The sequence below is a fragment of the Streptomyces sp. NPDC053076 genome, from assembly GCF_044546845.1.
Classification (GTDB): domain Bacteria; phylum Actinomycetota; class Actinomycetes; order Streptomycetales; family Streptomycetaceae; genus Streptomyces.
Window position 1 is genome coordinate 57,502 of the sequence record NZ_JBITZL010000011.1, and the last position, 22,935, is coordinate 80,436.

Genomic DNA, 22,935 nt, shown 5'->3' on the forward strand with positions numbered 1-22,935 from the left:
TCCCGCGCCCCTTCGCGGCGTGCCGCTCGTTTCACCGGGGCCTTGGCGGAAGCTTCGGCCTGGCTCGGTTCGGGACGTCGCTGCGGTCCGGGGGGACCGCCGCGGGGCAGGACTTCAGGAGATCCAGGGCCAGTCGGACCGCGTCGTCCAGTACGGGGTAGCGGCCCTCCGCCCAGTCCAGGGGGGTGCGCAGGACGTCCAGGTCGGGGGCGACACCGTGGTTCTCGACGGACCAGCCGTACGCGTCGAACCAGGCCGCGTTCATCGGGACGGTGATGACCGTGCCGTCGCCGAGGCGGTGCCGGCCGGTCATGCCGACGACTCCGCCCCAGGTGCGCTGGCCCACGACCGGGCCGAGTTCCAGCAGTTTGAAGGCGGCGGTGATCATGTCACCGTCCGACGAGGTCGCCTCGTCGGCGAGGGCCACCACCGGCCCGCGGGGCGCGTTCGAGGTGTACGACACCGGTTCGGCGTCCCGGGTCAGGTCCCAGCCCAGGATGGTGCGGGTCAGCTTCTCGATGACGAGTTCGCTGATGTGCCCGCCCGCGTTGCCGCGCACGTCCACGATGAGCGCGGGCCGGGACACCTCCATGCGCAGGTCGCGGTTGAACTGGGCCCAGCCGGAGCCGCCCATGTCGGGGATGTGCAGGTAGCCGCACTTGCCGCCGCTCAACTCCCGCACGACCTGCCGTCGTTTGGCCACCCAGTCCTGATAGCGCAGGGGCCGTTCGTCGATGAGCGGGACGACGGCGATCCGCCGGGCCCGCCCGGAGTCGCCCTCCGCCGAGGTGAACGTCAGCTCCACGGTCGTACCGCCCGAGCCGGCGAGCAGCGGATAGGGGCCGGTGACCGGGTCGACCGGGCGGCCGTCGACGTGGGTCAGGACGGCGCCCTCGCGGATACCGGTGCCGGCCAGCGGTGAGCGGGCCTTGGAGTCGGACGAGTCGCCGGGCAGAATACGCCTGACCGCCCAGTGCCCGTCGCGGCGGACGAGGTTGGCACCGAGCAGGCCCTGCCAGCGCTGGTAGGGGGCCGGGCCCTCGTTGCGGCGCGCGGCGCTCACATAGGCGTGGGAGGTGCCGAGTTCACCGAGGACCTCGCGGAGCAGATCGGCGAACTCGTCGGGGGAGGCGACCCGTTCGACCAGCGGACGGTACTGGTCGAGCACCGCGTCCCAGTCGATGCCGCACATGCCCGGATCCCAGAAGTAGGCGCGGATCAGACGCCCCGCCTCGTCGTACGCCTGGCGCCACTCGGCGGGCGGGTCCACCTCGTGCAGGATGCGGCGCAGGTCGATCCAGACGGTCGTGTCGCCGTCGCCGACCTCGGTCGACGGCACCGCCCGCAGGTCGCCCTCGTCCACCACGACCAGCCGGGTGCCGTCGCCGCTCACCGCGAACCAGTCCAGGTGGTCGACCAGTTCGGACTTCTTCGCCTTGGAGATGTTGAAGTACTCCAGGGTCGGACGGCCGCTGACGTCCGCCGGGTTGACGAACGTCTCGCCCAGCGCGCCGGAGATCGGCCAGCGCAGCCAGACCAGGCCGCCGCCCGCGACCGGACACAGCGCGGAGTACTTGGAGGCGATGACCGGGAAGGGCGTGACCCGGTTCGCCAGCCCCTCCACCTCGACCGTCACCGTGCCGGCCTCACCGGTCTCCTCGTCCTCCATCGGGTCGAGTCCGCCGGCGGCCGGGCGGCCCTCCGGGTTGACGGCGAAGGGGGAGGGGGTCGCCGAGGAGAGCGGGACCAGGTACGGGCGGCAGCCCAGCGGGAAGGAGAGGTCGCCGGTATGGACGTCGTAGACCGGGTCGAAACCGCGCCAGGAGAGGAAGGCCAGATAGCGGCCGTCGCGGGTGAAGACCGGGTTCTCGTCCTCGAAGCGGCCGTTGGTCACGTCCACGATGAGCCGGTCCTTGATGCGGGCCAGCTTGATCTGGCGCAGGGAGCGGCCGATACCGGGGTGCGACCAGGTGAGCCAGGAGCCGTCGGGGGAGAAGGCGAGGTCGCGGACCGGGCCGTTGACGGACCGGATCAGTTCCGACACCGTGCCGTGCGAACCGGCGGAACCGGGCTCCTCGGCGGTGGCTGGGCCGGCATCGGTACCGGCGCCGGTGTCACGGTCGCTTCCCGTCGCCTCCGTGCTGTCCTCGGCCGGCAGCTCCCCTTGACTGCCCTCCTCCGCCCCCTGCGCCCCCTCCTCCTCGGTCACGTCGATCAGCAACAGCCGCCCGTCGTGCGAGGCGACGGCCAGCCGTTCGCCCAGGGGGTCGCAGACCATCTCCTGCACGCGGCCCAGTGCGCCGGAGGCCAGCCGGCGGGGCGCGCGGTCGCCGGTGGCCCGGGGGAGGTGGGCGATCTCGACGGCGTCCGCGCCCTCGGCGTCGGTGACGTAGGCGACCTGGCCGGTGGAGCCCAGCATCTCCGGCAGCCGGACCCGGACGCCGGGCGGGTCGGTGATCGTACGGGCCGGGCCGTCGCGGTGGGTGAGCCAGTACAGGCTGCCGCGGACGACGACCGCGCTGGCCCGGCCGGTCTCGTCCACCGAGATGCCGTCGATGTTCTGCGCGGCCGGCACCTGGTAGGGGCGGCGGCCGGTGCGCGGTCCGGAGAGCCGGACGTCGAGCCGGCGCGGTTCGCCGTTCGGGGAGAAGTCGTCCACCAGCCACAGGTCGCCCGCGCACTGGTAGACCACCCGGGCGCCGTCGCTGGAGGCGTGCCGCGCGTAGAAGGCGTCGTGGTCGCTGTGCCGGCGCAGGTCGGTGCCGTCGTAGGCGCAGGAGTAGAGGTTGCCGACGCCCTCGTGGTCGGAGAGGAAGGCGATCCGGCCGTCGATGAACATGGGGCAGGCCAGATGGCCGCCGATGTCCGGCAGAAGGCGCTGTCCGTGCAGCCACAGACGGCCCATGGCGCCGCCGCGATAGCGCTTCCAGGAGGCCGGTTCGTGCGGTGGGGTGCCGGTGAGCAGCAGGGTCTTGTGCTGTCCGTCGAGGTCGGCGACCTGGATGTCGGTGACCGGGCCCCAGGGCAGCCGGCCGTCCGGGTCGCCGGCGACGGGGACCTTGTAGGCCCAGGTGAAGTACGAGAAGGGCTGGCCGTGGGAGGCCACGGCCAGGATGTCGCCCTCGGGGGTCCAGCCGCACACCTGGGTGTCGGGGCTGCCCCAGTACGTCAGTTGCCGCGAGGGGCCGCCGGCGTCGACGTCGACGAGGTGGATCTCGGGGACGAGGCTGCGCCAGGTCGTGCAGGCGATCCGGCGGCCGTCCGGCGAGAAGCGGGGGTGGCCGGTCTTGGTGCGGTCCGCGGTGAGCCGCCAGGCGCGCTCCGGGGCGTCGAGGCGGGCCAGCCAGAGGTCGTCCTCGGCCACGAAGCACAGCAGGTCGCCGCTGAGGTGGGGAAGGCGCAGATAGCTCACCTTCCCATGCTTTTCCGGGCAAACGCCCGCAGCAACTCGTGGCCGGCGTGAGCGGGGGCTCGCGGGGGCTTATGGGGCCTTCACCTTCGTGACCCAACACACGTACGAAACGGTTTCGTTTCGCAGGTGCTGGGGGTATCTTCTTGGATGTACGAAGAAGAAGGCTCCGGAGCGGGAAGGTGACGGGCATGACCGAGGCCGCAGCCAGGGACGCCGCGTCAGCCGCTCCGGGGGAACCGGTGCTCGCACCGGGACGCCGCAGCCGGATCACGCCCGAGCGCGAGGCCGAGCTGTACGAGGCCGTGCTCGACCTGCTCCGGGAGGTCGGCTACGACGCCCTCACCATGGACGCCGTGGCCGCCCGCACCCGGTCCAGCAAGGCCACGCTCTACCGCCAGTGGGGCGGCAAGGCCGAGCTGGTCGCGAAAGCGGTCCGGCACAACAAGCGGGGCGGCACCGCCGACGAGGTCGACACCGGGTCGCTCAAGGGCGACCTGCACGCCCTCACCCTCAAGTCGGACGACTGCGAGATGGCGCAGAACGCCTCGCTGATGCGGGCCCTCGCCATGGCCGTCCACGGCAACCCGGACCTCCTGCGGGCGTTCCGGGAACATCTCATCGAGCCGGAGATGGCGGAATTCCGTCGCGTGCTGCAACGCGCGATCGACCGCGGCGAGGTCCCTGCGGACAACCCCGCGATCGACTACGTGATGCACATGATGATCGGCGGGTTCGCCGCCCGCACGATGATCGACGACCAGCCGCCCACCCAGTCCTTCCTGCTGTCGTACATCGACGCCGTGGTCCTCCCCGCCCTCGGCGTTCGCACCGGCTGACACCTCTCCCCAGCAAGCCCACCACCTGACGTCACCGCTCACGTCGTCGGGCTGATCGCCCCTGCCCTGAACCCACGACCTGACCGGGAGTACGCCTCCGTGGCCACGTTCCTCTACAAACTCGGCCGGCTCGCCTTCCGGCGACGGCACTTCGTCGCCCTCATATGGGTCGCGCTGCTCACCCTCGCGGGGGTGGGCGCCGCCTCCGCGCCGGCAGCCGGCAACACGTCCTTCTCCATCCCCGGCACAGAGGCTCAGAAAGCCTTCGACCTGCTGGAACAGCGCTTCCCCGGGATGAGCGCCGACGGCGCCACCGCCCGCGTCGTCTTCAAGGCCCCCAGCGGCGGGAAGATGACGGGCGCCGACAACAGGGCGACCGTCGAGAAGACCGTCAAGGAGCTGGCAAGCGGCTCCGAGGTCGCCTCCGTCGCCGACCCCTACACCGGGCACGCCGTCAGCAAGAACGGCACCATCGCCTACGCCTCCGTGAAGTACAAGGTCTCCGGCATGGAGCTGGAGGACTCCACCCGGGACGCCCTGAAGGAGGCCGCGCAGGACGCGCGGGACGCCGGACTGACCGTCGAGGTCGGCGGTGACGCGCTGAGCGCGACGCCCGAGACCGGATCCAGCGAGATCATCGGCATCGCGATCGCCGCCGTCGTCCTCGTCATCACCTTCGGCTCCCTGCTCGCCGCCGGGCTGCCGCTGCTGACCGCGATCATCGGCGTCGGTATCGGCGTCTCCTCGATCACCGCGCTCGCCAGCGCCCTGGACCTGGGCTCCACCACCTCCACCCTGGCGACGATGATCGGCCTCGCCGTCGGCATCGACTACGCCCTGTTCATCGTCTCCCGCTACCGCGCCGAACTCGCCGAGGGCCGCGAGCGCGAGGAGGCCGTCGGCCGCGCCGTCGGTACGGCGGGCTCGGCGGTGGTCTTCGCCGGTCTGACCGTCGTCATCGCCCTGGTCGGCCTGTCCGTCGTCAACATCCCGATGCTGACCAAGATGGGCGTCGCCGCGGCCGGTACGGTCGCCATCGCCGTACTCATCGCGCTGACGATGATCCCGGCGCTGCTCGGCTACGCCGGCCGCAAGATCAAGCCGGCCGGCGAGAAGAGCAAACTGCTCGGTGGCGGCCGTACGCCGAAGAAGCCGGCCCGCCCCAACATGGGCACCCGCTGGGCCAGCTTCGTCGTCCGCCGCCCGGTCGCCGTCCTCCTGCTCGGCGTGCTCGGCCTCGGCGCGGCTGCGCTCCCGGCCACCTCGCTGGAACTGGGCCTGCCCGACGACGGCTCCCAGCCCGTCTCCACCACCCAGCGCCGCGCCTACGACCTCCTCTCCGAGGGCTTCGGTCCCGGCTTCAACGGCCCGCTGATGGTCGTCGTCGACGCCAAGGACAGCGCCGACCCCAAGGCCGCGTTCACCGAGGTCGGCGACGAGATCAAGGGCCTGAAGGACGTCGTCACGGTCACCCCGGCCGCGCCCAACAAGGCCGGCGACACCGCGACCATCACCGTGGTCCCCGACTCCAAGCCGTCCTCGGCCACCACCGAGGACCTGGTGCACGCCATCCGTGGCAAGGGCGCGGACATCGCCGCGAAGACCGACTCCCAGGTCCTGGTCACCGGCTCCACGGCGATGAACATCGACGTCTCGCAGAAGCTGAACGACGCCCTGCTGCCCTACCTCGCTCTGGTGGTCGGCCTGGCCTTCCTCCTGCTGATCGTGGTGTTCCGCTCGGTCCTGGTCCCGCTGAAGGCGGCCCTCGGCTTCCTGCTGTCGGTGCTCGCCGCGCTCGGCGCCGTCGTCGCGGTCTTCCAGTGGGGCTGGCTGTCCGGCCTGATGGGCGTCGAGGAGACCGGCCCGGTCATGTCGATGATGCCGATCTTCATGGTGGGCGTCGTCTTCGGTCTCGCGATGGACTACGAGGTGTTCCTCGTCACCCGCATGCGGGAGGCGTACGTCCACGGCGAGAAGCCCAGCCAGGCGGTGGTGACCGGCTTCAGGCACGGCGCACGGGTCGTCACCGCCGCCGCCGTCATCATGATCGCCGTCTTCTCCGGCTTCATCGGCTCCAGCGAGTCGATGGTCAAGATGATCGGTTTCGGCCTCGCGATCGCCGTCTTCTTCGACGCGTTCATCGTCCGCATGGCCGTCGTCCCGGCGGTCCTCGCCCTCCTCGGCAAGCGGGCCTGGTGGCTGCCGAAGTGGCTGGACCGCGCGCTGCCCAACGTGGACGTCGAGGGCGAGGGGCTGCGCACCCACGCCGGTGCCGGCGAGGAGAAGGAGCTGGTACGCGTCTGACGTACCGCGCCTGAGACAGAGCGGCCGGTGAGGGTGCCCGTGGGGACGGGCCGCACCCTCACCGGCTCTTTCTCACGCGTGCCGTCATGTGTGCCGCAGGCGGAACACCGGGCACACGTCCGGGTCGTCGTCCTCGTAGAGGAAGGTCCGCTCGGGGTCCGCGGCGACCGACAGAGTGTCGACGGTGTAGCCGCGCAGGAAGAGTTCCGGGGCGGTGAAGGAGAGATGGACCTGTCCGTGATCGTCGGCGCTGTAACCTCCCGCCACATCCCAGGTGCCGGAGCCGTCGAAGGTGTCGCCGAGTTCGCTCCTGTACCAGTCACCGGTCGGCCAGTTGCGCACGGTGACTGTCCCGCCGGTGTGGTTGTCCGACGCCGTGAGAGTGATCGTCGCGCCCTTGGCGTGCGCCTCTCCCCGGTAGGTTCCGGCCACTTCCCCGGAGGTGACGGACTTCGCCTGCCTGGCCATGCACGCCTCGACGGCGGTGGACGCGGAGGAGCAGGCGGCCAGCGGAGTCAGCAGGCCCAGTACGGCGGCGGCCGTCACCAGGCGCGGACGCCCGCCCGTCAGGAGAACTCGGGACACCGGTCTACTTCCCTTTCGCCGGAATGCGTTCCGTCCAGACGATCTCCTGGTCCACGGACGAGAAGACGCCTTTGTCACGGTTGAACTTCTCGAGCCAGTCGTAGTAGCCGACGTAGTGCAGGAACGACTCGTTGCTCGTGTTGTTGTGCAGCTGGTACTCGACGACCAGCGAGCCGTCGGGATCCTCGCCCTTGACCGTGTAGTGCAGGTTGTACGAACCCGTGAACGCCTCGCCGAGATGGTCCTCGTCGCCGGTGGCGATCGCGGGGATGTCCGTGGTGACGAGCTTCTTCAGCGCGCCCAGCTTGCCGCCCGACGAGATCGAGTACGAGACGTTGCCCTCGGGCTGGCCTTTGTCGCGGAACTGGTCGAGCGTGTCCAGCCGTAGTTGCTTCATGCTTTCGCTGGACCGGATCAGCTCGGTCATCTCGTCACCGTCGTGGTACTCACGGTGCCGGGTCCCGTCGCCGGTCACCCAGTCCCAGCCGAGCGAGTACGGGTCGTCCGAACTGTGCGCCGGATAGGGGTCCGCTCCCCGCATGGCGAGGCTGAGCGCGCTGTACTCGTCCTCCCCGATCTTCCTCGTGGAGTCGATGTCCGTGAACTTCGGGTCGTCGTTGAACCACTGTCCGAGGCCGATGTCCGACGCCAGGCTGTAGGCCAGGTTGCGATCGGCCGAGACGCCACGTTCGAGGATCCGCGCCATCTCCCGCTGCGCCGTCTCGATGGTCTCGCGTTCCTCGTCGGTGAGAGCGATCTTGCAGGCGCCGCCGACGACGTCGCGAGCCAGGGTGCCGTCCTTGTTGATGTGGAGGCCCTTCTCCCCGGCCCGCCGGACGGCGTCCTTGAGGTCTTTCTGGGCGGACTTCAGATCGCCCACCGCGTCCTCGATCACACGCCGCGCGGCGTCCGCCACCTTCGTGGCGTCCTCCAGCTGACGCTGGATGTCGTCGATCATCCTCCAGGCGTACGGGGCCGCGACGCCTTCCCAGTAGCCCTTGTTGCGCAGCGGGCTGAGGACCTCGTCGTGCATGCGCTTGCCGAGACCCTTGATGTCGCGGTGAACGCCCTCCCACCGGTCCGCCAGGTCGTCCAGGACCGACAGGTCCGCGGCCAGTAGATCCTCGAAGAAGGTGCTGCCCATCAGTAGTCCTCCAGCGCCGACCGGACGCGCAGCCGGTTCGCCGTCAGCCCGACGGCGACGTCGGTCCTGGTGTAGGTGCCGTCGCTCGACCGCAGGCTCTCGGCGATATGGGCCAGCCACGCTGTCACCGTGCCGGCCTGTCGCTCCCACTGCCGGTGGGCGAGCTGGATCGCCAGGGCGGACTCCAGCGTCCCCAAGGCCCGTGCGGCCTTCCGGGCCGGCTCCTCCAGCGAGGCGGCCGGCTTGTAGAAGGCGTCGCGGATGTCGTCCGCCTGACCGGCGGCGTTCTTGAGCACGCCCGGAGCGATCTTCAGATCGTCCCCCGAGCCGGCGGGAGGCTGCGGCGGCTTGATGAACCCGGGCGGCGGACGGAACTGCGGCAGGTCCAGCGGGTCGACGGTGCTGTCGGCGGGCGGCGCCGTGTGGAGCCCTTCGAAGCCCGGCAGGACGCCGTGCCGTTTGATCTCGTCCGGAGACAGCGGCAGTTTCGACCGGTCCGGCTCAGGGAGCTTGTCATCCCCTGGTACCGCTTTGCTTTCGCTCACGTGTGATCCCCCGACGGCCCGGCCGCCTGCGCGGCAGGGCATGACATGATCGATCTCCGGCAATGGCCGGGTCATCATCATGGCAGCGGGGTGATCAAGGACGGGCAGCCGGGTTCCGTCGAACGGTCCTGCGGGCCGTGCGAAGTGCGGCAGCGAAATCCCCTGAGCCCGGCACCGATCATGTCGTACCGTGCCCCTCATGACGACGACAGCCGCCACCGACGCCGAAGAGTGCGGGGCTCACCCCCGGTTCGCCGCAGCGCCGCGGGCGCTCGGGCCGGCCGATGTCCGCGCCCGCGCCCGGCGGTTCCCGGAGGCGTCCCGGACCGCGGCCGGGGCCGCCGCCACCGGCGGCGAACCGAGCCGGACCGCGTGACACCGCTCGTCGCGGCGGCCGTGCTGCTCGCCGCCGTCACCCATGCCGGCTGGAACGCCATCGCCCACCGCATCACCGACAAGCTTGTCGGCTTCGCCCTGATATCGGGCGGCGGGCTGCTGATCGGGCTCGCGGCGACACCGTTCGTGCCGTTCCCGGCGGGGCCCGCCTGGCCGTACCTGTTCGCCTCGGCGGTCGTGCACATCGTCTACTACGCGCTGCTGATGACCTCGTTCCGGCTGGGCGAGTTCGGGCAGGCGTACCCCCTCGCGCGCGGCAGCGCCCCGCTCGTGGTCACCGTGCTCGCCGCCGTCTTCGCGCACGAGGTGCCCGGTGTCTGGGCGAGCGCCGGCATCGCCGTGTCCTGCCTCGGTCTGACCGGCGTCAGCCTGTGGGGGCTGCGGGGGAACCGGCCCGACTGGGCGGCGATCGGCGCGGCCCTGGCGACCGGCCTCACGATCGCCGCGTACACGGTCATCGACGGTCTGGGCGTGCGGGCGGCGCATGCGCCCCTCGGATACATCGCCTGGCTCGTGGCCCTCCAGGGATCCGCGGTTCCCGCGTTCCTGTACGCACGCGCGCGGGGCGACACGGTACGACTGCTCCGGCCGTACGCCGCCCTCGGCCTCCTGGGCGCCGCCCTGTCCGTCGCCGCGTACGCCCTGGTCCTGTGGGCCCAGACCCGTGCCGCGCTCGCCCCGATCGCCGCGCTGCGCGAGTCGTCCATCATCGTCGGCGCGGCCATCGGCGCGCTGTTCTTCAAGGAGCGCTTCGGCGCGCCCCGGGTCGCGGCGGCGGCCCTGCTGGTCGTGGGGATCGGGCTGATGCTGCACGCCGGATAGCGCGCGGGGCGGTGCGCGGCGCGACGTCGCCGCCGTCCCCGGTGCCGACATGACGGGCCGGGGTGGCGTGGCGCACCCTGGAAGCAGCGATTCTCGGAGGTGGTCGTCATGATGCACACCACTGTCGGATGGCACGTCGAGCTGGAGTTCATGGAGGACGATCAGCACACGCGCGCGGTGGCCATGGTGCGCCTGCCCGACGGCACCGAGGTGCGCGGACACGGCCGTGCCAGCAGGCACAACGTCGACGCGAACCAGCCCCGGGTCGGCGAGGAGATCGCCGGCGCCCGAGCGCTGAACGAGCTGGCCATGCAACTGCTGACCAAGGCCCACGAGGAGATCGACGCGGACTCCGGGCGGATCTCGCACCCGATCCACGCGTGACGCCGGCCGGGCGTGCCGGGACGCCGGCGGCTCAGGCGAGCGCCGCGCGTACGGCTCGTACCAGCGCCTGCGCCCTCGGGTCCGCCGTCACGCTCTGCCGGAAGCCGTTGGTGACGTAGCCGAAGGAGATGCCGGTCTCCGGGTCGGCGAAGCCGAGGGCGCCGCCGCGGCCGGGGTGGCCGAAGGAGCCGGGGGAGAGCAGCGGGGAGGCGGCGCCGTGCAGCATGTAGCCGAGCCCGAAGCGGGTGTTGACCACCAGGACCCGGTCCGCTCCGGCGGACTGCTCGGCGCGGGCCAGCTCCCTGGTCCGCGGGGTGAACAGGCGGGTGCCGCCTTCCACCTCGCCGATCAGCGAGGCGTAGAAGCGGGCCAGCCCGTCGGCGGTGGCGATGCCGTTGGACGCGGGCAGGGCGGCGGCGCGGTAGGAGGCGGAGTTCTCGTCGGGGAGCGGGGTGATCGCGGCGAACGCGCGGCGGGTGAGTGAGTCCGGGTCGGCGTACGCCTCGGCCACAGCGCGCTTGGGGCGGGTCTTCAGGCCGCCGGCGCTCTGCGGCGCGGACGCGGGGCCGACACGGCCCACGCGCGCCTGCTCCGACTCCGGCAGGCCGAGCCACAGGCCCGCGCCGACGGGGCCGGCGATCTCGTCCGCCACCCACTCGCCGACAGGACGGCCGGTGATCCGGCGGAGCAGCTCGCCGATGAGCCAGCTGTAGGTCTGGGCGTGGTAGCCGTGGTCCGTGCCCGGCTCCCAGACCGGCGCCTGGGCGGCGACCGCCGCGGCACCGAGGTCGGGGTCGGCGGCCTCGGCGGGGGTCAGCGGACGGTCCAGTACCGGCACGCCCGCGCGGTGCGCGAGCAGGTCCCGCACGCGCGTGTGCTCCTTGCCGGCGGCCTTGTACTCCGGCCAGTACGTGCCGACCGGGGCGTCCAGGTCCAGCTCGCCGCGCTGGTGCAGGAGCAGCAGCGCGGCGGCGGCGACGCCCTTGGTGGCGGAACGCACGATCTGCGCGGTTCCGGGCTGCCAGGGGGTCTCGCCGTCCACGTCCTTCGTACCGGCCCACAGGTCCACGACCTTGTGCCCGTCGCGGTAGACGGCCACGGCCGCGCCGCGCTCGCCGAGCAGCGCGAAGTTCGCTGCGAACGCCTCCCTGACCGGCTCGAAGCCCTCGGCCACACTGCCGTTCACGTCCACGCCCGCCGTCCCTTCCGATCGCCTGCGACAGTGGGTGCAACATTGCCTGATCGCCTGCGATTCCTCGGCGGCAGGGGGGTGGACGTGAGGTCTCTCTCAGGGGTGGCGCAACGGCCTGACGCCCGACACGGCGGTCACGCGTGCCCCGGCACCCGGGCCACCGAGCGCGGATCGAAACCGAACGGCAGCTCCAGGCGGTGCGCCCGCATCAGCGCGTCGTCGGAGAGCAGCCCGGCGGTCGGACCGTCCGCCACGATCACGCCGTCGCTGAGGACGAGCGAGCGCGGGCACAGCTCCAGGGCGTACGGCAGGTCGTGCGTGACCATGAGGACCGTGACGTCCAGCGATCGCAGAATGTCGGCGAGTTCGCGGCGGGAGGCGGGGTCGAGGTTGGAGGACGGCTCGTCCAGGACCAGGATCTCCGGCTCCATGGCGAGCACGGTGGCCACCGCGACGCGCCGGCGCTGCCCGAAGGAGAGGTGGTGCGGCGGGCGGTCGGCGAAGTCCTGCATCCCGACCCGCTCCAGCGCGGTGCGCACCCGCTCCGCCAGCGCGGCGCCCTTGATCCCGGCGGCGGCCGGCCCGAACGCCACGTCCTCCCGCACGGTCGGCATGAACAACTGGTCGTCCGGGTCCTGGAAGACGATGCCGACCTTCTGCCGGATCGCGGCCATGTGCTCCTTGCCCACCGGCAGCCCGGCCACGGTCACCGTGCCGGTGCCGCCGCCCAGGATGCCGTTGAGGTGCAGCACCAGGGTCGTCTTGCCGGCGCCGTTGGGGCCGAGGAGGGCGACCCGTTCGCCGCGCGCGAGGGAGAAGTCCACGCCGAACAGGGCCTGGTGCCCGTCCGGGTAGGCGAAGGCGAGGCCGGAGACCTCCAGCGAAGGTGCAGGCGTAGCAGTACTCACAGGACCCATCCCAGCAGACAGACGACGAGGGCGGCGCAGGGGAGTGCCAGGGCGTGCCGCCACTGCGCGCCGGACGCGGTCACCTCGTCGATGACCGGCATCGCGCCCGCGTAGCCCCGGCTCACCATGGCCAGGTGCACACGCTCCCCGCGTTCGTAGGAGCGGATGAACAGCGCGCCGGCGGACTTGGCGAGGACGCCCCAGTGCCGCACGCCCTTCGCCTCGAAGCCGCGCGACTCACGGGCGATCCGCATCCGCCGCATCTCGTCGGTGATGACATCGCCGTAGCGGATCATGAAGGACGCGATCTGCACGAGCAGCGGCGGCAGCTTCAGCCGTTGCAGCCCGAGCAGGAGTTCGCGCAGCTCGGTGGTGGCGGCCAGCAGCACGGAGGCGGCGACGCCGAGCGTGCCCTTGGCGAGGACGTTCCAGGCGCCCCACAGCCCGTTCACGCTCAGCGAGAGCCCCAGTACGTGCACCCGCTCGCCCTCCGCCACGAACGGCATGAGCACCGCGAACGCGACGAACGGCACCTCGATCAGCAGCCGCTTGAGCAGAAAGCCGGCCGGTACGCGCGCGTGGCGGGCGACGGTCGCCAGCAGCACGGCGTACACCGCGAACGCCCACATCGCCTCGCGCGGGGTCGACACCACGACCACCACGAACAGGAACGCGGCGGCGAGCTTGGTGTGCGGCGGCAGGCCGTGCACGGGCGAGTGCCCGTGCCGGTAGAGCCTGTGCGCGTGTCCGGCTCCCACGTCAGACGCCGGTGCTCACGGGGGACACGTCGTCGTTGCGCCGCCTGCGCAGCGCCCAGAACACCGCGCTGCCCGCGACGACGGTGACGCCCACACCGATCACTCCGGCGAGACCGCCGGACAGCCGGGCGTCGGAGACGTCCTTGACGCCGTAGTCGGCGAGCGGTGAGTCGGCCGCGGCGTGCTTCTCCTCCTTCTTGTCGATCCCCTTGTCGTGCGCGACCTTCTCCAGGCCGTCGGGGTTCGCGGAGGCGTAGAAGCTGACGAAACCGGCGAGGACGAGGGAGGTGACGAGGCCGGTCACCCACAGCGTGCGCCGGGAGGTGCGCGCCGCCACGGGCGTGGTGGGCGATGCGGGCGCCTCCACCAGAGCGCCGTTCACCCGCAACTGGAGCCGCTGCCGCAGACCGCGCGCACCGTGCACCAGGTCCGGGCGTACGGCGACGACGGCGCCGACCGTGAGCGCGGTGATGACCGCCTCACCGATGCCGATCAGCACATGCACGCCGATCATCGCGGTCGCGACCTTGCCGATGGAGACGTCGGTGGTGCCGCCGATCGCGTAGATCAGCGTGAAGACGACCGCGGCGGCGGGTACGGACACCAGCGCGGCGACGAAGGAGGCCACCGTCACCGAGCGCCGCTTGCGGGGCAGCACGGCGAGCAGGCCGCGGAAGACGGCGTACGCCACCACGGTGGTGACGATCGCCATGTCGGTGATGTTCACACCGAGCGCCGTGAGGCCGCCGTCGGCGAACAGCACGCCCTGCATGAGCAGCACGACCGACACGCACAGCACGGCCGTGTACGGGCCTACGAGTATCGCGGCGAGCGCCCCGCCGAGCAGATGGCCGCTGGTCCCGGCGGCGACCGGGAAGTTCAGCATCTGTACGGCGAAGATGAACGCCGCGACCAGGCCGGCCAGCGGGGCGGTGCGCTCGTCGAGTTCGCGGCGGGCGCCGCGCAGGCTGACCGCGAGGGCGCCGGCGGCGACCACTGCGGTGACCGCGGAGGTCGGGGCGTCTATGAATCCGTCAGGTACGTGCACCCGTCGATTTTAGGGCCTTGTTGCGAATGCCTTGCAAGAGAGACGGAGTCTCCTCTTGTGCCGGAGGTTCTCCCGCCCCCTGCGCCGGAGGTTCTCCCTCTCGCCGGGGCGTCTGCCGGAAAGTATGCGACGCTTGATGGAAAGCGGATGCATGGCTTTCACATAGGTCACGGTGCGTGAGAGGGCGGTCCGATGTCTGTAGTCGAACAGTACGCGCGCGCTCATATCGTCACGGACGAGGAGGACCCGGGGGCCGTACCCGTCGTGCTGCGGTACGACCCCGACAGTGATCCCCGGTCGGTCCGGGTCGGCCTTCCCGGACCGCACGAGTGGACCTTCGCGCGCGCACTGCTCGAACGGGGACTGCGGACTCCGGCCGCGAGCGGTGACGTCCGGGTGTGGCCCTGCGGCCGGGTCCAGGCCGTTGTCGAGTTCCACACCGACCACGGTGTGGAAGTGGTGCAGTTCGAGTCGAAGGCCCTGCTCAGGTTCCTGCGGCGGACGTACATCGCCGAACCGGTGCGGACCTGATCAGCTCCCGAGCTTCAGCAGCGTCGCCACCACGGGGCCGGCCGTGTCGCCGCCGTGTCCGCCCGCCTGCACGACGCCCGCGGCGGCGAGGTCGCCCCGGTAGGCGGTGAACCAGCCGTTCGGCTTCTTCTGGCCGTCGACCTCGGCCGAGCCCGTCTTCGCGCCGTAATCCGGACCGAGCCCCGACATCGCCTCCGCGGCGGTGCCGTTCGTGGCCGTGTACCGCATCAGCTCCCGCAGCTGGGCCAGCGTCTTGGCCGGCATGGTGCGCGAGGCGGTGGCCAGCGTGCGGTGGTCGAAGGACGGCGCGACCAGGTAGGGCTGGTGGAAGGTGCCCGACCGCACCGTCGCCGCGACCGAGGCCATGTTCAGCGGGTTCATGCGCACCCCGCCCTGCCCGATCAGCGAGGCCGCCATCTGCGCCGCCGACTGCACCGGCACCGAGCCGTCGAAGGTGGGCACGCCGATCGCCCAGTTGTTCATCGACAGACCGAAGACCTGCTGGGCCTGCTTGGTCAGGTCGTCGTTCTTCAGCTTCTTCGCCTGGCTGATGAACGCGGTGTTGCAGGACCGGGCGAAGCTCGCCTTGAAGGTGCCGCCCTTGATCTCGAAGTCGTCGTCGTTGTGGAACTTCCAGCCGCCGTAGGTGAACGTCTTCGGGCAGGGATGCGGCTTGTCCGCCGACGTCACGCCCTTGTCGAGCAGCAGCGACGACGTGATGACCTTCATCGTGGAGCCGGGCGCGAGGGAACCCTGGAAGGCGGTGTTGAAGCCGTGCCCGCTGTTGGCGACCGCGAGGATCTCACCGGTCGAGGGCCGCAGGACGACCACGGAGGCGCGTGCGCGCTTGGCCACCTGCTGCTCGGCCGCCGCCTGGAGGGCCGGGCTGAGCGTCGTCCTCACCGTGCCCGGGGTGCCCTTGCTCAGCTCCGCCAGCGTCTTGTCCGACAGCTTGGCGGCCTTGGCCGCCTTGCCGCGCACCACCCGCAGCTCGACGCCCGCCGTGCCGCCCGCCCGCTTGCCGTACTTCTCCCGCAGCCCGTCCAGCACCGTGCCCAGGGACGGATACTTGGCGGCCGTGATGTCGCCGCCGTCACGGTCCAGCGCCTTGACGGGCGGGGTGCCGGACGCGCCGGTCACGAGCGTGTCACCGTCCCGCAGGTCCGGGTGGAGGACGGCCGAGTGCCAGTCGACCAGCGGCTCGCCGTCGCTCGCCCGGCGCACGACGGTCAGCGAACTGCGGTACGCCAGCGGCTTGCTGAGGCCCCGGTAGGCGACCGTCGCCTTCACGGAGAACGGCACCTCGGCGCCCTTCGCCGTCCCCGGGGTGAGCGTGACGTCCTTCAGGTGGGCGTCCTTGGCGTAGCCGGTGAGCAGCTTGCCGGCGGTGGCCGGCTCGTCGGTCACGGCCGCCGCCTCGGTGACCTTGCCGTGCTGCCAGGCGGTGAGGAAGCGGGTGGAGGCCGTGCGGACCTCGGTCGCGGTGAGCGGGCCGCTCTTCACGGCCCTGTGACCGGCCGTGGCGGCGGCCCGCTCGTCGGCCGCGGCCCCGCCGTCGTACAGCGCGTAGACGCTGAACCCGGCACCGCCGACCACCACGGCGATCATGCCGCCGAGCACGGCGGGTCTGATCTTCCGTCGCCCGGCGACGCGCCTTCTCTTGCCCACAGCCTCAGTTCCTCCGCGCCTTTTCCAGGGTCTTCGCAGCCCTCACACTCCCCAACGACGGCAATCACCTTAAAGTCCCCGCCTTGGCGGGTGACGTCAGCCGGCGTTCCGTAGCACGCTTGCGACAATCGGCCCGGCGGCGTCGATGCCGTGCCCGCCGTCCTGGACCATGGCCGCCGCCGCCACGTCATCGCGGTAACCGGCGAACCAGCTGTCCGACCTGGCCTCCCCGTCGACCTCGGCCGAGCCGGTCTTCGCGCCGACGTCCCCGCCCAGCCCGGCCATCACGCCGGCCGCCGTGCCGCTGCGCGCGGTGCGGTTCATCATCGCCCGCAACTGCCGGACGGTGCCCGACGGCAGCCCACGCGCGCGTGCCGGTTCGCGGCCGTCCAGCTTCAGCGGCACGATCACCGGCTGGTGGAAGGCGCCGGTCGTCGCGGTCGCCGTCACGGAGGCCATGTTCAGCGGGCTCATCTGCACCTGGCCCTGGCCGATCAGGGCGGCTGCCGTGTCGGGGCCGCCGGCGGCGGGCACCCGGCCGTCGAAGGACGGCACGCCGATCCGCCAGTTGTTCCGCCCGAGCCCGAAGCGGTCCTCGGCCTCCCGGGTGAGGGAGTCCACCTTCACCTCGTCCGCGAACTTGATGAAAGCCGTGTTGCAGGAGCGGGCGAAGCTGTCGGCGAGGGTGGCGTTCCCGTCCGGCTGGAGGTCCTTGAGGTTGTGGAACGTCTGGCCCTCCGACATGGCGTCCGGGGGACAGGGCGCCGGTCCGTTCGCGCGGGCCTTGCCGATGTCGATCAGGGTCGCCGCGCTGACGATCTTCATCGTGGAGCCGGGGGCCCGTTCACCGAGGAGGGCCGCGTCGAAGCCGTCCCGGCGGTTGTTGGCGACGGCAAGGATCTCACCGGTGCTCGGCTTGACGGCCACCACGGAGGACTCGGGGTACTTCAGGACGGCCGTCTCGGCCGCCGCCTGGGCGCTCGCGCTGAGCGTCGTCGGGAGCTTGCCGGGCCTGCCCTTGGCCAGGGTGAGGAGCGTGGTGTCCGCGGCCTGGCTGCCGTCCGCCGCCGCCTGATGGCGTATCACCATCTCCACACCCGGCCGGCCGCCGGTCCGGTCGCCGTACCGTCGGCGCAGTTCGTCCAGGATCGGGCCGAGTGACGGGTACTTCCTGCGCGTCAGGACCTTCCCGTCGCGGTCCACGGCCTCGATCTCCGGAGCCGCCGACTCGCCGGTGGCGAGCGTGTCCCCCTTGCCCAGGCGCGGGTGGACGACGGAGGGCCGCCAGTCGACCAGCGCGCGGTGCGAGGTCTCGCCGCGTACGACGGTCAGGGTGCTCCGGTAGGACAGCGGGTGGGACCTGCCGCCGTACGACACCGTCGCCTTCACCGTGAAGGGCACCGTGTCACCGGTGGCCCTGCCGGGCGTGATCCGCACCTCGCCGATGTGCGCGTCGTCGCCGTAGGCCGTCAGCAGCTGCTGGGCCGCCTCCGGGTAGTTCGTGTACGACGCCGCGGTCAGCGCGTCGCCTTTCTCCCAGGCGGCGAGGAACGCTCTCGCCGCCTCTTGCACCTCGGAGCCGCTGGGCGGGCCCGTCCTCGCCGCCGCCGCGCCGCCGTCACCGTTCAGCGCCGACGCGAGGTTGTAGACCCCGTAACCGGCCCCGCTCAGCAGCGTGACGCACACGCCGCCTACGACGACCGCCTTGACCCCGTTGCGCATGCGCGGATTCCCCTCCCCGTTCAGCCGGTTGAACGTGTTCAAGCCGGTGCCGGGAGCACTGTAAGCGGTTGCGGCGCCGCCGTGGCAGGCGTTGTTGAACCGTGATCAGACCCAGGTGTCCAGCCACATCCGCGACCGCCAGTCGTCGATCGGGATGGCGGTGCCGGTGTACAGGGGCCAGAAGTAGATGAAGTTCCAGGCGATCAGCAGCACCAGGACGCCCGCCGCCGAGGCGCCCACCAGTCGGCGGGTGTCGCCGGAACCCGGCGGGCCGATGATCGCGCCGATCATCATCGCCACCGCCAGACACAGGAACGGCAGGAAGACGACCGCGTAGAAGAGGAAGATCGTCCGCTCCTGGTACAGGAACCAGGGCAGGTAACCGGCCGCGATCCCGCACGCGATGGCACCGGCCCGCCAGTCGCGGCGGAACGCCCAGCGCCACAGCACGTAGACGATCGCGAAGCAGGCCGCCCACCACAGCAGCGGCGTGCCGATCGCCAGCACCTCCCGGGCGCACTTCTGGCCCGCGTCCGCCGGGCAGCCGTCGGCGCCGGGGGAGGGGGACTCGTAGAAGTACGACACCGGGCGGCCCAGCACGAGCCAGCTCCACGGGTTGGACTGGTACGTGTGCGGCTGGTCCAGGTGGACGTGGAAGTTGTAGACCTCGTGCTCGTAGTGCCACAGGCTGCGCAGCCAGTCCGGCAGGAACGCCCAGGTGCCGCCCTTGCCGTCGGTGGCCGCCCAGTTGCGGTAGTAGCCGCCCGTGCCGTCGGCCGGGGAGAGGATCCAGCCGGTCCAGGAGACCACGTACACCACCAGCGCCACCGGGACCGTCGCCACGAAGGCGATGCCGGTGTCGTACTTGAGAGCGGCGGCGTACGGGTGAGAGGCGCCGGCCACCTTGCGGGTGCCGACGTCCCACAGGACCGTCAGCACACAGAACGCGGCCAGGACGTACAGGCCGTTCCACTTCGTGCCGGCGGCCAGGCCCAGCATCAGCCCGGCCCCCCAGCGCCAGGGGCGCCACCCGAAGCGGAAGGTGTCGGCGATGTGCGCGTCCGGCCGGACCCGGCCGTCCGGCTCCACGGGCAGCGCGGCGGCCAGTCTCTCCCGGGCCCGGTCCCGGTCGACGACCAGACAGCCGAACGCGGCCACCACGAAGAACATCAGCACGCCGTCGAGCAGCGAGGTCCGGCTCATCACGAAGTGCAGGCCGTCCACCGCCATCAGCGCGCCCGCGAGGCAGCCCAGGAACGTCGAGCGGAAGATGCGGCGGCCGATCCGGCACAGCAGCAGCACGCTCAGCGTCCCCAGCAGCGCCGTCATGAACCGCCAGCCGAACGGGTCGAACCCGAAGATCAGCTCGCCGAGCCCGATCACGTACTTGCCGACCGGCGGGTGCACCACGTACGCCGGGTCCGTCGGGACCGCGAGGTGGCCGTGCTGCTGGAGCACCAGGTCGTTGGCGTTCTTGCCGTACCGGTCCCAGCTGACCTCGAAACCGCGGTGGACGAGCGCCCAGGCGTCCTTGGCGTAGTACGTCTCGTCGAATATCACCGCCCGCGGGCTGCCCAGGTTCCAGAACCGCAGCACGCCCGCGAACAGCGTCACCAGCAGCGGCCCGCCCCAGCCCGACCAGCGCGTGATCCGCTCCGCGAGGACCGGCGACGTGCCGAGCGCCCGCCACAGCCGCGGGCCCGGCTCCGCGTACGGGGGCACCAGCCGGTCGCGTACGTCGCCCGCGGGCGCGTCCTTGGCCGGTACGTAGCCGAAGCGGCGCAGCCGCTGCTGCCACGACGGCCGCGGGTCGTGCGGTGCCTGGCCCTGCCGGAGGTCCATGGAGGACGCGGTACTGGTCACCGCGCCATCGTAGGGAACCGTTCTGTGGGAGTCCCGCGCATGCGCGGTACCGGTCGGGACACGGTCGGATTCCCCCGTTCGCGGGCGCCCGGAACCGGCCCCGGAACTCCTGGAAGGATAGGGGGGTGACTGGAACCCTTGTCCTGGCAGGTACCCCCATCGGTGAGATCGCGGACGCGCCGCCCCGGCTGGCCGAGGAGCTGGCCGGCGCCGACGTGGTCGCCGCCGAGGACACCCGGCGGCTGCGCCGGCTCACCCAGGCGCTGGGCGTCACGCCCAGGGGCCGCGTCCTGTCGTACTTCGAGGGCAACGAGTCCGCCCGCACCCCCGAGCTGGTCACCGAGCTGCTCGGCGGCGCGCGCGTGCTGCTGGTGACCGACGCCGGCATGCCCTCCGTCTCCGACCCCGGGTACCGGCTGGTGGCCGCCGCGGTGGAACAGGACATCCGGGTCACCGCCGTGCCCGGGCCGTCCGCCGTGCTCACCGCGCTCGCCCTGTCCGGGCTGCCCGTCGACCGGTTCTGCTTCGAGGGCTTCCTGCCGCGCAAGGCCGGCGAGCGGCTGTCCCGGCTGCGCGAGGTCGCGGCCGAGCGGCGCACCCTCGTCTACTTCGAGGCCCCGCACCGGCTCGACGACACCCTCGCCGCCATGGCCGAGGTCTTCGGCGCGGACCGGCGGGCCGCCGTCTGCCGCGAGCTGACCAAGACCTACGAGGAGGTACGGCGCGGTCCGCTGGCCGAGCTGGCGCGCTGGGCCGCGGAGGGCGTGCGCGGGGAGATCACCGTCGTGGTCGAGGGCGCGCCCGAGACCGGGCCCGAGGAGCTGGACGCCGCGGAGCTGGTCCGCCGGGTGCGGGTGCGGGAGGAGGCCGGCGAGCGCCGCAAGGAGGCCATCGCGGCGGTGGCGGTCGAGGCAGGGCTGCCCAAGCGAGTCGTCTTCGACGCCGTGGTGGCGGCCAAACGTGCGGTGGGTGACGGGGGTCTTCCCGGGTAGCGCCGTGGGGGGTGGGGCCCGGCGCGGAGTGCGGGGCGTCGTGGCTTTCGCGCCGTCCCCCGCGCCCCATGGGGCGCCTCCCCGCCCCATGGGGGAGCAAAGCGTCGGCGTCGATGGCAAAGCTCAGCCGTCTCATTCGAGCCGCTTGGGCAAGCGACGACCAAATCGCCTCCAACACTCGACAGCCCTGCTGCATTCGCGCCCCGAGAGGCGTCCACTGGTCGAAGGGACGCACCCGTCCCTCACCCCAGCGCTTGTGGGGGGATTCCCCGCGCCGGGGTGCTTGTCCAGCGGACCACAGGAGCTGGCATGAGTGACATAGCAGGGCAGACCGGCCTCCGCGGTACGGCCACAGCCGTCGTTCACGAGTCGTATTCATTCGCCTGCATGCGCTGCGGGCACGGCTGGGAGCAGTCGTACGAGATAGAGCACCACACGGATGCCCAGGGGGCGCAGTTCGTGCTCTACGTGGCCGACGGCCGGGTCGTGCCGTCGCCGTTGAGCCGGCCGAACTGCCAGAACTGCGACGGCCATGTGGTGCGCATCATGCGCGCGGGCCAGGTCTCCTCGGTGCGCAGTGTGGCCGAGCGGCAGCACCACCCGGGGCCGCAGGCCGGCCCGGTCGAGGCGCCGCAGGTACCCGCACCGGCCGCGGACCCGCAAAAGGCCGTACCGGCCAGGGAACCGCACCACTGGCACCTGTCCGATCTCCTGCACCCGTTCCAGCGCAAGGCCGGCTGACCGGCTCACCGGCCCGCGACGGCATGCCCCTTTCGTAGGATCGGGGCATGCCTTCGAACGCCGGCCCGAGCCCCAAGGGCGACGACAAGAAAGCGGCACCGCCGCTCCCGGCCCCCCTGCGGGTGCCCGTCGCCGACTCCCACACCCACCTCGACATGCAGTCCGGCACGGTCGAGGAGGGCCTGGCGAAGGCCGCTTCGGTGGGCGTCACGACGGTCGTCCAGGTCGGCTGCGACATCAAGGGATCGCGGTGGGCCGCCGAGACCGCCGCCGCCCACGAGAACGTCCACGCCAACGTCGCCCTCCACCCCAACGAGGCGCCGCGCATCGTCCACGGCGACCCCGACGGCTGGTCCCGGCAGGGCGCCCGCGCACCGGGCGGCGACGCGGCACTGGACGAGGCCCTCGCCGAGATCGACCGGCTGGCCGGGCTGCCCCAGGTGAAGGGCGTCGGCGAGACGGGCCTCGATCACTTCCGCACCGGCCCCGAGGGCAAGGCGGCACAGGAGCGCTCCTTCCGCGCGCACATCGAGATCGCCAAGCGGCACGGCAAGGCGCTCGTGATCCACGACCGCGACGCGCACGCCGACGTGCTGCGGGTCCTCAAGGAGGAGGGCGCCCCCGAGCGCACCGTCTTCCACTGCTACTCCGGCGACGCCGAGATGGCCGAGATCTGCGCCCGCGAGGGTTACTTCATGTCCTTCGCCGGCAACGTCACCTTCAAGAACGCCCAGAACCTGCGGGACGCCCTCGCCGTCGCCCCGCTGGAACTGGTCCTCGTGGAGACGGACGCGCCCTTCCTCACCCCGGCGCCGTACCGCGGACGGCCCAACGCCCCGTATCTCATTCCGGTCACGGTCCGCGCGATGGCCGCCGTGCGCGGCATCGACGAGGACGCGCTGGCGACGGCGCTGGGCGCGAACACGGCCCGCGCCTTCGGTTACTGAGAGTGCATTGATCATAACCGGCCGATAACGCCCGGCCGGGTGCGGCTCGGGTCCCACCGCGACCGTACGTAGTCGCGCCGCTTTGGAGAGTGACGGACGCTCCGCTAGGTTCTGGGCCCGATCCGGACCCCTCTGGC

At 71.8% G+C, this 22,935-nt stretch carries 20 protein-coding genes; 9 read left to right on the forward strand and 11 right to left on the reverse strand.

Features of this window, described 5'->3' with window-relative positions:
- Window positions 1–31 precede the first annotated feature (31 nt).
- Window positions 32–3,412: a S41 family peptidase gene (locus ACIGYR_RS33815; RefSeq protein ID WP_399607465.1), complete on the reverse strand. Its 3,381-nt coding sequence runs from the start codon at window positions 3,410–3,412 to the stop codon at window positions 32–34.
- Window positions 3,413–3,600: 188 nt separating this feature from the next.
- Between ACIGYR_RS33815 and ACIGYR_RS33820 the strand changes: the two genes are divergently transcribed.
- Both ACIGYR_RS33820 and ACIGYR_RS33825 read left to right on the forward strand, forming a co-directional pair.
- Window positions 3,601–4,248 (forward strand): TetR/AcrR family transcriptional regulator, encoded by a 648-nt coding sequence (locus tag ACIGYR_RS33820; RefSeq protein ID WP_399607462.1) that lies wholly within the window; start codon window positions 3,601–3,603, stop codon window positions 4,246–4,248.
- Window positions 4,249–4,347: 99 nt separating this feature from the next.
- Entirely contained in the window at window positions 4,348–6,552 is a 2,205-nt protein-coding gene (locus ACIGYR_RS33825) for an MMPL family transporter (RefSeq protein WP_399607460.1), read from the forward strand.
- Window positions 6,553–6,636: 84 nt separating this feature from the next.
- Here ACIGYR_RS33825 and ACIGYR_RS33830 read toward each other — a convergent pair whose 3' ends face one another.
- From ACIGYR_RS33830 to ACIGYR_RS33840, 3 genes are read right to left on the reverse strand one after another with little or no spacing between them, the layout of a single operon-like run.
- Window positions 6,637–7,137: a hypothetical protein gene (locus ACIGYR_RS33830; protein WP_399607458.1), complete on the reverse strand. Its 501-nt coding sequence runs from the start codon at window positions 7,135–7,137 to the stop codon at window positions 6,637–6,639.
- A gap of 4 nt (window positions 7,138–7,141) precedes the next feature.
- On the reverse strand, window positions 7,142–8,281 hold the full coding sequence (locus ACIGYR_RS33835) for a hypothetical protein (RefSeq protein WP_399607456.1): 1,140 nt from the start codon (window positions 8,279–8,281) through the stop codon (window positions 7,142–7,144).
- A complete protein-coding gene (locus tag ACIGYR_RS33840) occupies window positions 8,281–8,826 on the reverse strand; it encodes a hypothetical protein (protein WP_399607454.1) in 546 nt (181 codons plus the stop codon). Before ACIGYR_RS33840 ends, ACIGYR_RS33835 begins: the two co-directional genes overlap by 1 nt.
- A 199-nt stretch (window positions 8,827–9,025) precedes the next feature.
- Between ACIGYR_RS33840 and ACIGYR_RS33845 the strand changes: the two genes are divergently transcribed.
- The 3 genes from ACIGYR_RS33845 (at window position 9,026) to ACIGYR_RS33855 (ending at window position 10,428) form a co-directional block, all read left to right on the forward strand.
- Window positions 9,026–9,202, forward strand: a complete 177-nt coding sequence (locus ACIGYR_RS33845) for a hypothetical protein (protein WP_399607452.1) — start codon at window positions 9,026–9,028, stop codon at window positions 9,200–9,202.
- Window positions 9,199–10,044: an EamA family transporter gene (locus tag ACIGYR_RS33850; protein WP_399607449.1), complete on the forward strand. Its 846-nt coding sequence runs from the start codon at window positions 9,199–9,201 to the stop codon at window positions 10,042–10,044. Before ACIGYR_RS33845 ends, ACIGYR_RS33850 begins: the two co-directional genes overlap by 4 nt.
- A gap of 108 nt (window positions 10,045–10,152) precedes the next feature.
- Window positions 10,153–10,428: a DUF1876 domain-containing protein gene (locus tag ACIGYR_RS33855; protein ID WP_391846914.1), complete on the forward strand. Its 276-nt coding sequence runs from the start codon at window positions 10,153–10,155 to the stop codon at window positions 10,426–10,428.
- A gap of 31 nt (window positions 10,429–10,459) precedes the next feature.
- Here ACIGYR_RS33855 and ACIGYR_RS33860 read toward each other — a convergent pair whose 3' ends face one another.
- The 4 genes from ACIGYR_RS33860 to ACIGYR_RS33875 form a co-directional block, all read right to left on the reverse strand.
- Window positions 10,460–11,620: a serine hydrolase domain-containing protein gene (locus ACIGYR_RS33860; RefSeq protein WP_399607446.1), complete on the reverse strand. Its 1,161-nt coding sequence runs from the start codon at window positions 11,618–11,620 to the stop codon at window positions 10,460–10,462.
- A 134-nt stretch (window positions 11,621–11,754) separates the two neighbouring features.
- A complete protein-coding gene (locus ACIGYR_RS33865; RefSeq protein ID WP_391846918.1) occupies window positions 11,755–12,537 on the reverse strand; it encodes an energy-coupling factor ABC transporter ATP-binding protein in 783 nt (260 codons plus the stop codon).
- Complete coding sequence (gene cbiQ, locus ACIGYR_RS33870; RefSeq protein WP_391846920.1) at window positions 12,525–13,286, reverse strand: cobalt ECF transporter T component CbiQ; 762 nt, start codon at window positions 13,284–13,286, stop codon at window positions 12,525–12,527. Before cbiQ ends, ACIGYR_RS33865 begins: the two co-directional genes overlap by 13 nt.
- Before the next feature lies 1 nt (window position 13,287).
- Window positions 13,288–14,334 (reverse strand): energy-coupling factor ABC transporter permease, encoded by a 1,047-nt coding sequence (locus ACIGYR_RS33875; RefSeq protein WP_391846922.1) that lies wholly within the window; start codon window positions 14,332–14,334, stop codon window positions 13,288–13,290.
- Window positions 14,335–14,526: 192 nt separating this feature from the next.
- On the opposite strand from ACIGYR_RS33875, the gene ACIGYR_RS33880 reads away from it, so the two are divergent.
- Window positions 14,527–14,865, forward strand: a complete 339-nt coding sequence (locus tag ACIGYR_RS33880; RefSeq protein WP_399607441.1) for an SsgA family sporulation/cell division regulator — start codon at window positions 14,527–14,529, stop codon at window positions 14,863–14,865.
- Here the strand turns inward: ACIGYR_RS33880 and ACIGYR_RS33885 are convergent, their stop codons facing one another.
- The 3 genes from ACIGYR_RS33885 to ACIGYR_RS33895 all read right to left on the reverse strand — a co-directional run bounded on the left by ACIGYR_RS33885 (window position 14,866) and on the right by ACIGYR_RS33895 (window position 20,118).
- Window positions 14,866–16,533, reverse strand: a complete 1,668-nt coding sequence (locus ACIGYR_RS33885; protein ID WP_399607438.1) for a penicillin-binding transpeptidase domain-containing protein — start codon at window positions 16,531–16,533, stop codon at window positions 14,866–14,868.
- A gap of 96 nt (window positions 16,534–16,629) precedes the next feature.
- The gene (locus ACIGYR_RS33890) at window positions 16,630–18,255 is read right to left on the reverse strand and encodes a penicillin-binding transpeptidase domain-containing protein (protein ID WP_399607436.1); all 1,626 of its coding nucleotides are present in this window, start codon (window positions 18,253–18,255) and stop codon (window positions 16,630–16,632) included.
- A gap of 105 nt (window positions 18,256–18,360) precedes the next feature.
- A complete protein-coding gene (locus ACIGYR_RS33895) occupies window positions 18,361–20,118 on the reverse strand; it encodes a dolichyl-phosphate-mannose--protein mannosyltransferase (protein ID WP_399607433.1) in 1,758 nt (585 codons plus the stop codon).
- Between the two features lie 125 nt (window positions 20,119–20,243).
- Here ACIGYR_RS33895 and rsmI point away from each other — a divergent pair, with 125 nt between their 5' ends.
- The 3 genes from rsmI (at window position 20,244) to ACIGYR_RS33910 (ending at window position 22,798) form a co-directional block, all read left to right on the forward strand.
- Complete coding sequence (gene rsmI, locus ACIGYR_RS33900) at window positions 20,244–21,110, forward strand: 16S rRNA (cytidine(1402)-2'-O)-methyltransferase (RefSeq protein ID WP_391848035.1); 867 nt, start codon at window positions 20,244–20,246, stop codon at window positions 21,108–21,110.
- 309 nt (window positions 21,111–21,419) lie between these two features.
- Window positions 21,420–21,851 carry a hypothetical protein gene (locus ACIGYR_RS33905; protein ID WP_399607430.1) on the forward strand — a complete coding sequence of 144 codons (432 nt, stop codon included), beginning with the start codon at window positions 21,420–21,422 and terminating at the stop codon, window positions 21,849–21,851.
- 47 nt (window positions 21,852–21,898) lie between these two features.
- Entirely contained in the window at window positions 21,899–22,798 is a 900-nt protein-coding gene (locus tag ACIGYR_RS33910; RefSeq protein ID WP_399607428.1) for a TatD family hydrolase, read from the forward strand.
- The last annotated feature ends 137 nt before the right edge of the window (window positions 22,799–22,935 follow it).

Bases quoted from the DNA above. Each gene is read 5' to 3' on its own strand.
- ACIGYR_RS33910 (WP_399607428.1), top strand. From the start codon at position 21,899: ATGCCTTCGAACGCCGGCCCGAGCCCCAAGGGCGACGACAAGAAAGCG.
- ACIGYR_RS33820 (WP_399607462.1), top strand. From the start codon at position 3,601: ATGACCGAGGCCGCAGCCAGGGACGCCGCGTCAGCCGCTCCGGGGGAA.
- ACIGYR_RS33865 (WP_391846918.1), bottom strand. From the start codon at position 12,537: ATGGGTCCTGTGAGTACTGCTACGCCTGCACCTTCGCTGGAGGTCTCC.
- ACIGYR_RS33835 (WP_399607456.1), bottom strand. From the start codon at position 8,281: ATGGGCAGCACCTTCTTCGAGGATCTACTGGCCGCGGACCTGTCGGTC.
- ACIGYR_RS33855 (WP_391846914.1), top strand. From the start codon at position 10,153: ATGATGCACACCACTGTCGGATGGCACGTCGAGCTGGAGTTCATGGAG.
- ACIGYR_RS33845 (WP_399607452.1), top strand. From the start codon at position 9,026: ATGACGACGACAGCCGCCACCGACGCCGAAGAGTGCGGGGCTCACCCC.
- ACIGYR_RS33905 (WP_399607430.1), top strand. From the start codon at position 21,420: ATGAGTGACATAGCAGGGCAGACCGGCCTCCGCGGTACGGCCACAGCC.
- ACIGYR_RS33880 (WP_399607441.1), top strand. From the start codon at position 14,527: ATGTCTGTAGTCGAACAGTACGCGCGCGCTCATATCGTCACGGACGAG.
- ACIGYR_RS33890 (WP_399607436.1), bottom strand. From the start codon at position 18,255: ATGCGCAACGGGGTCAAGGCGGTCGTCGTAGGCGGCGTGTGCGTCACG.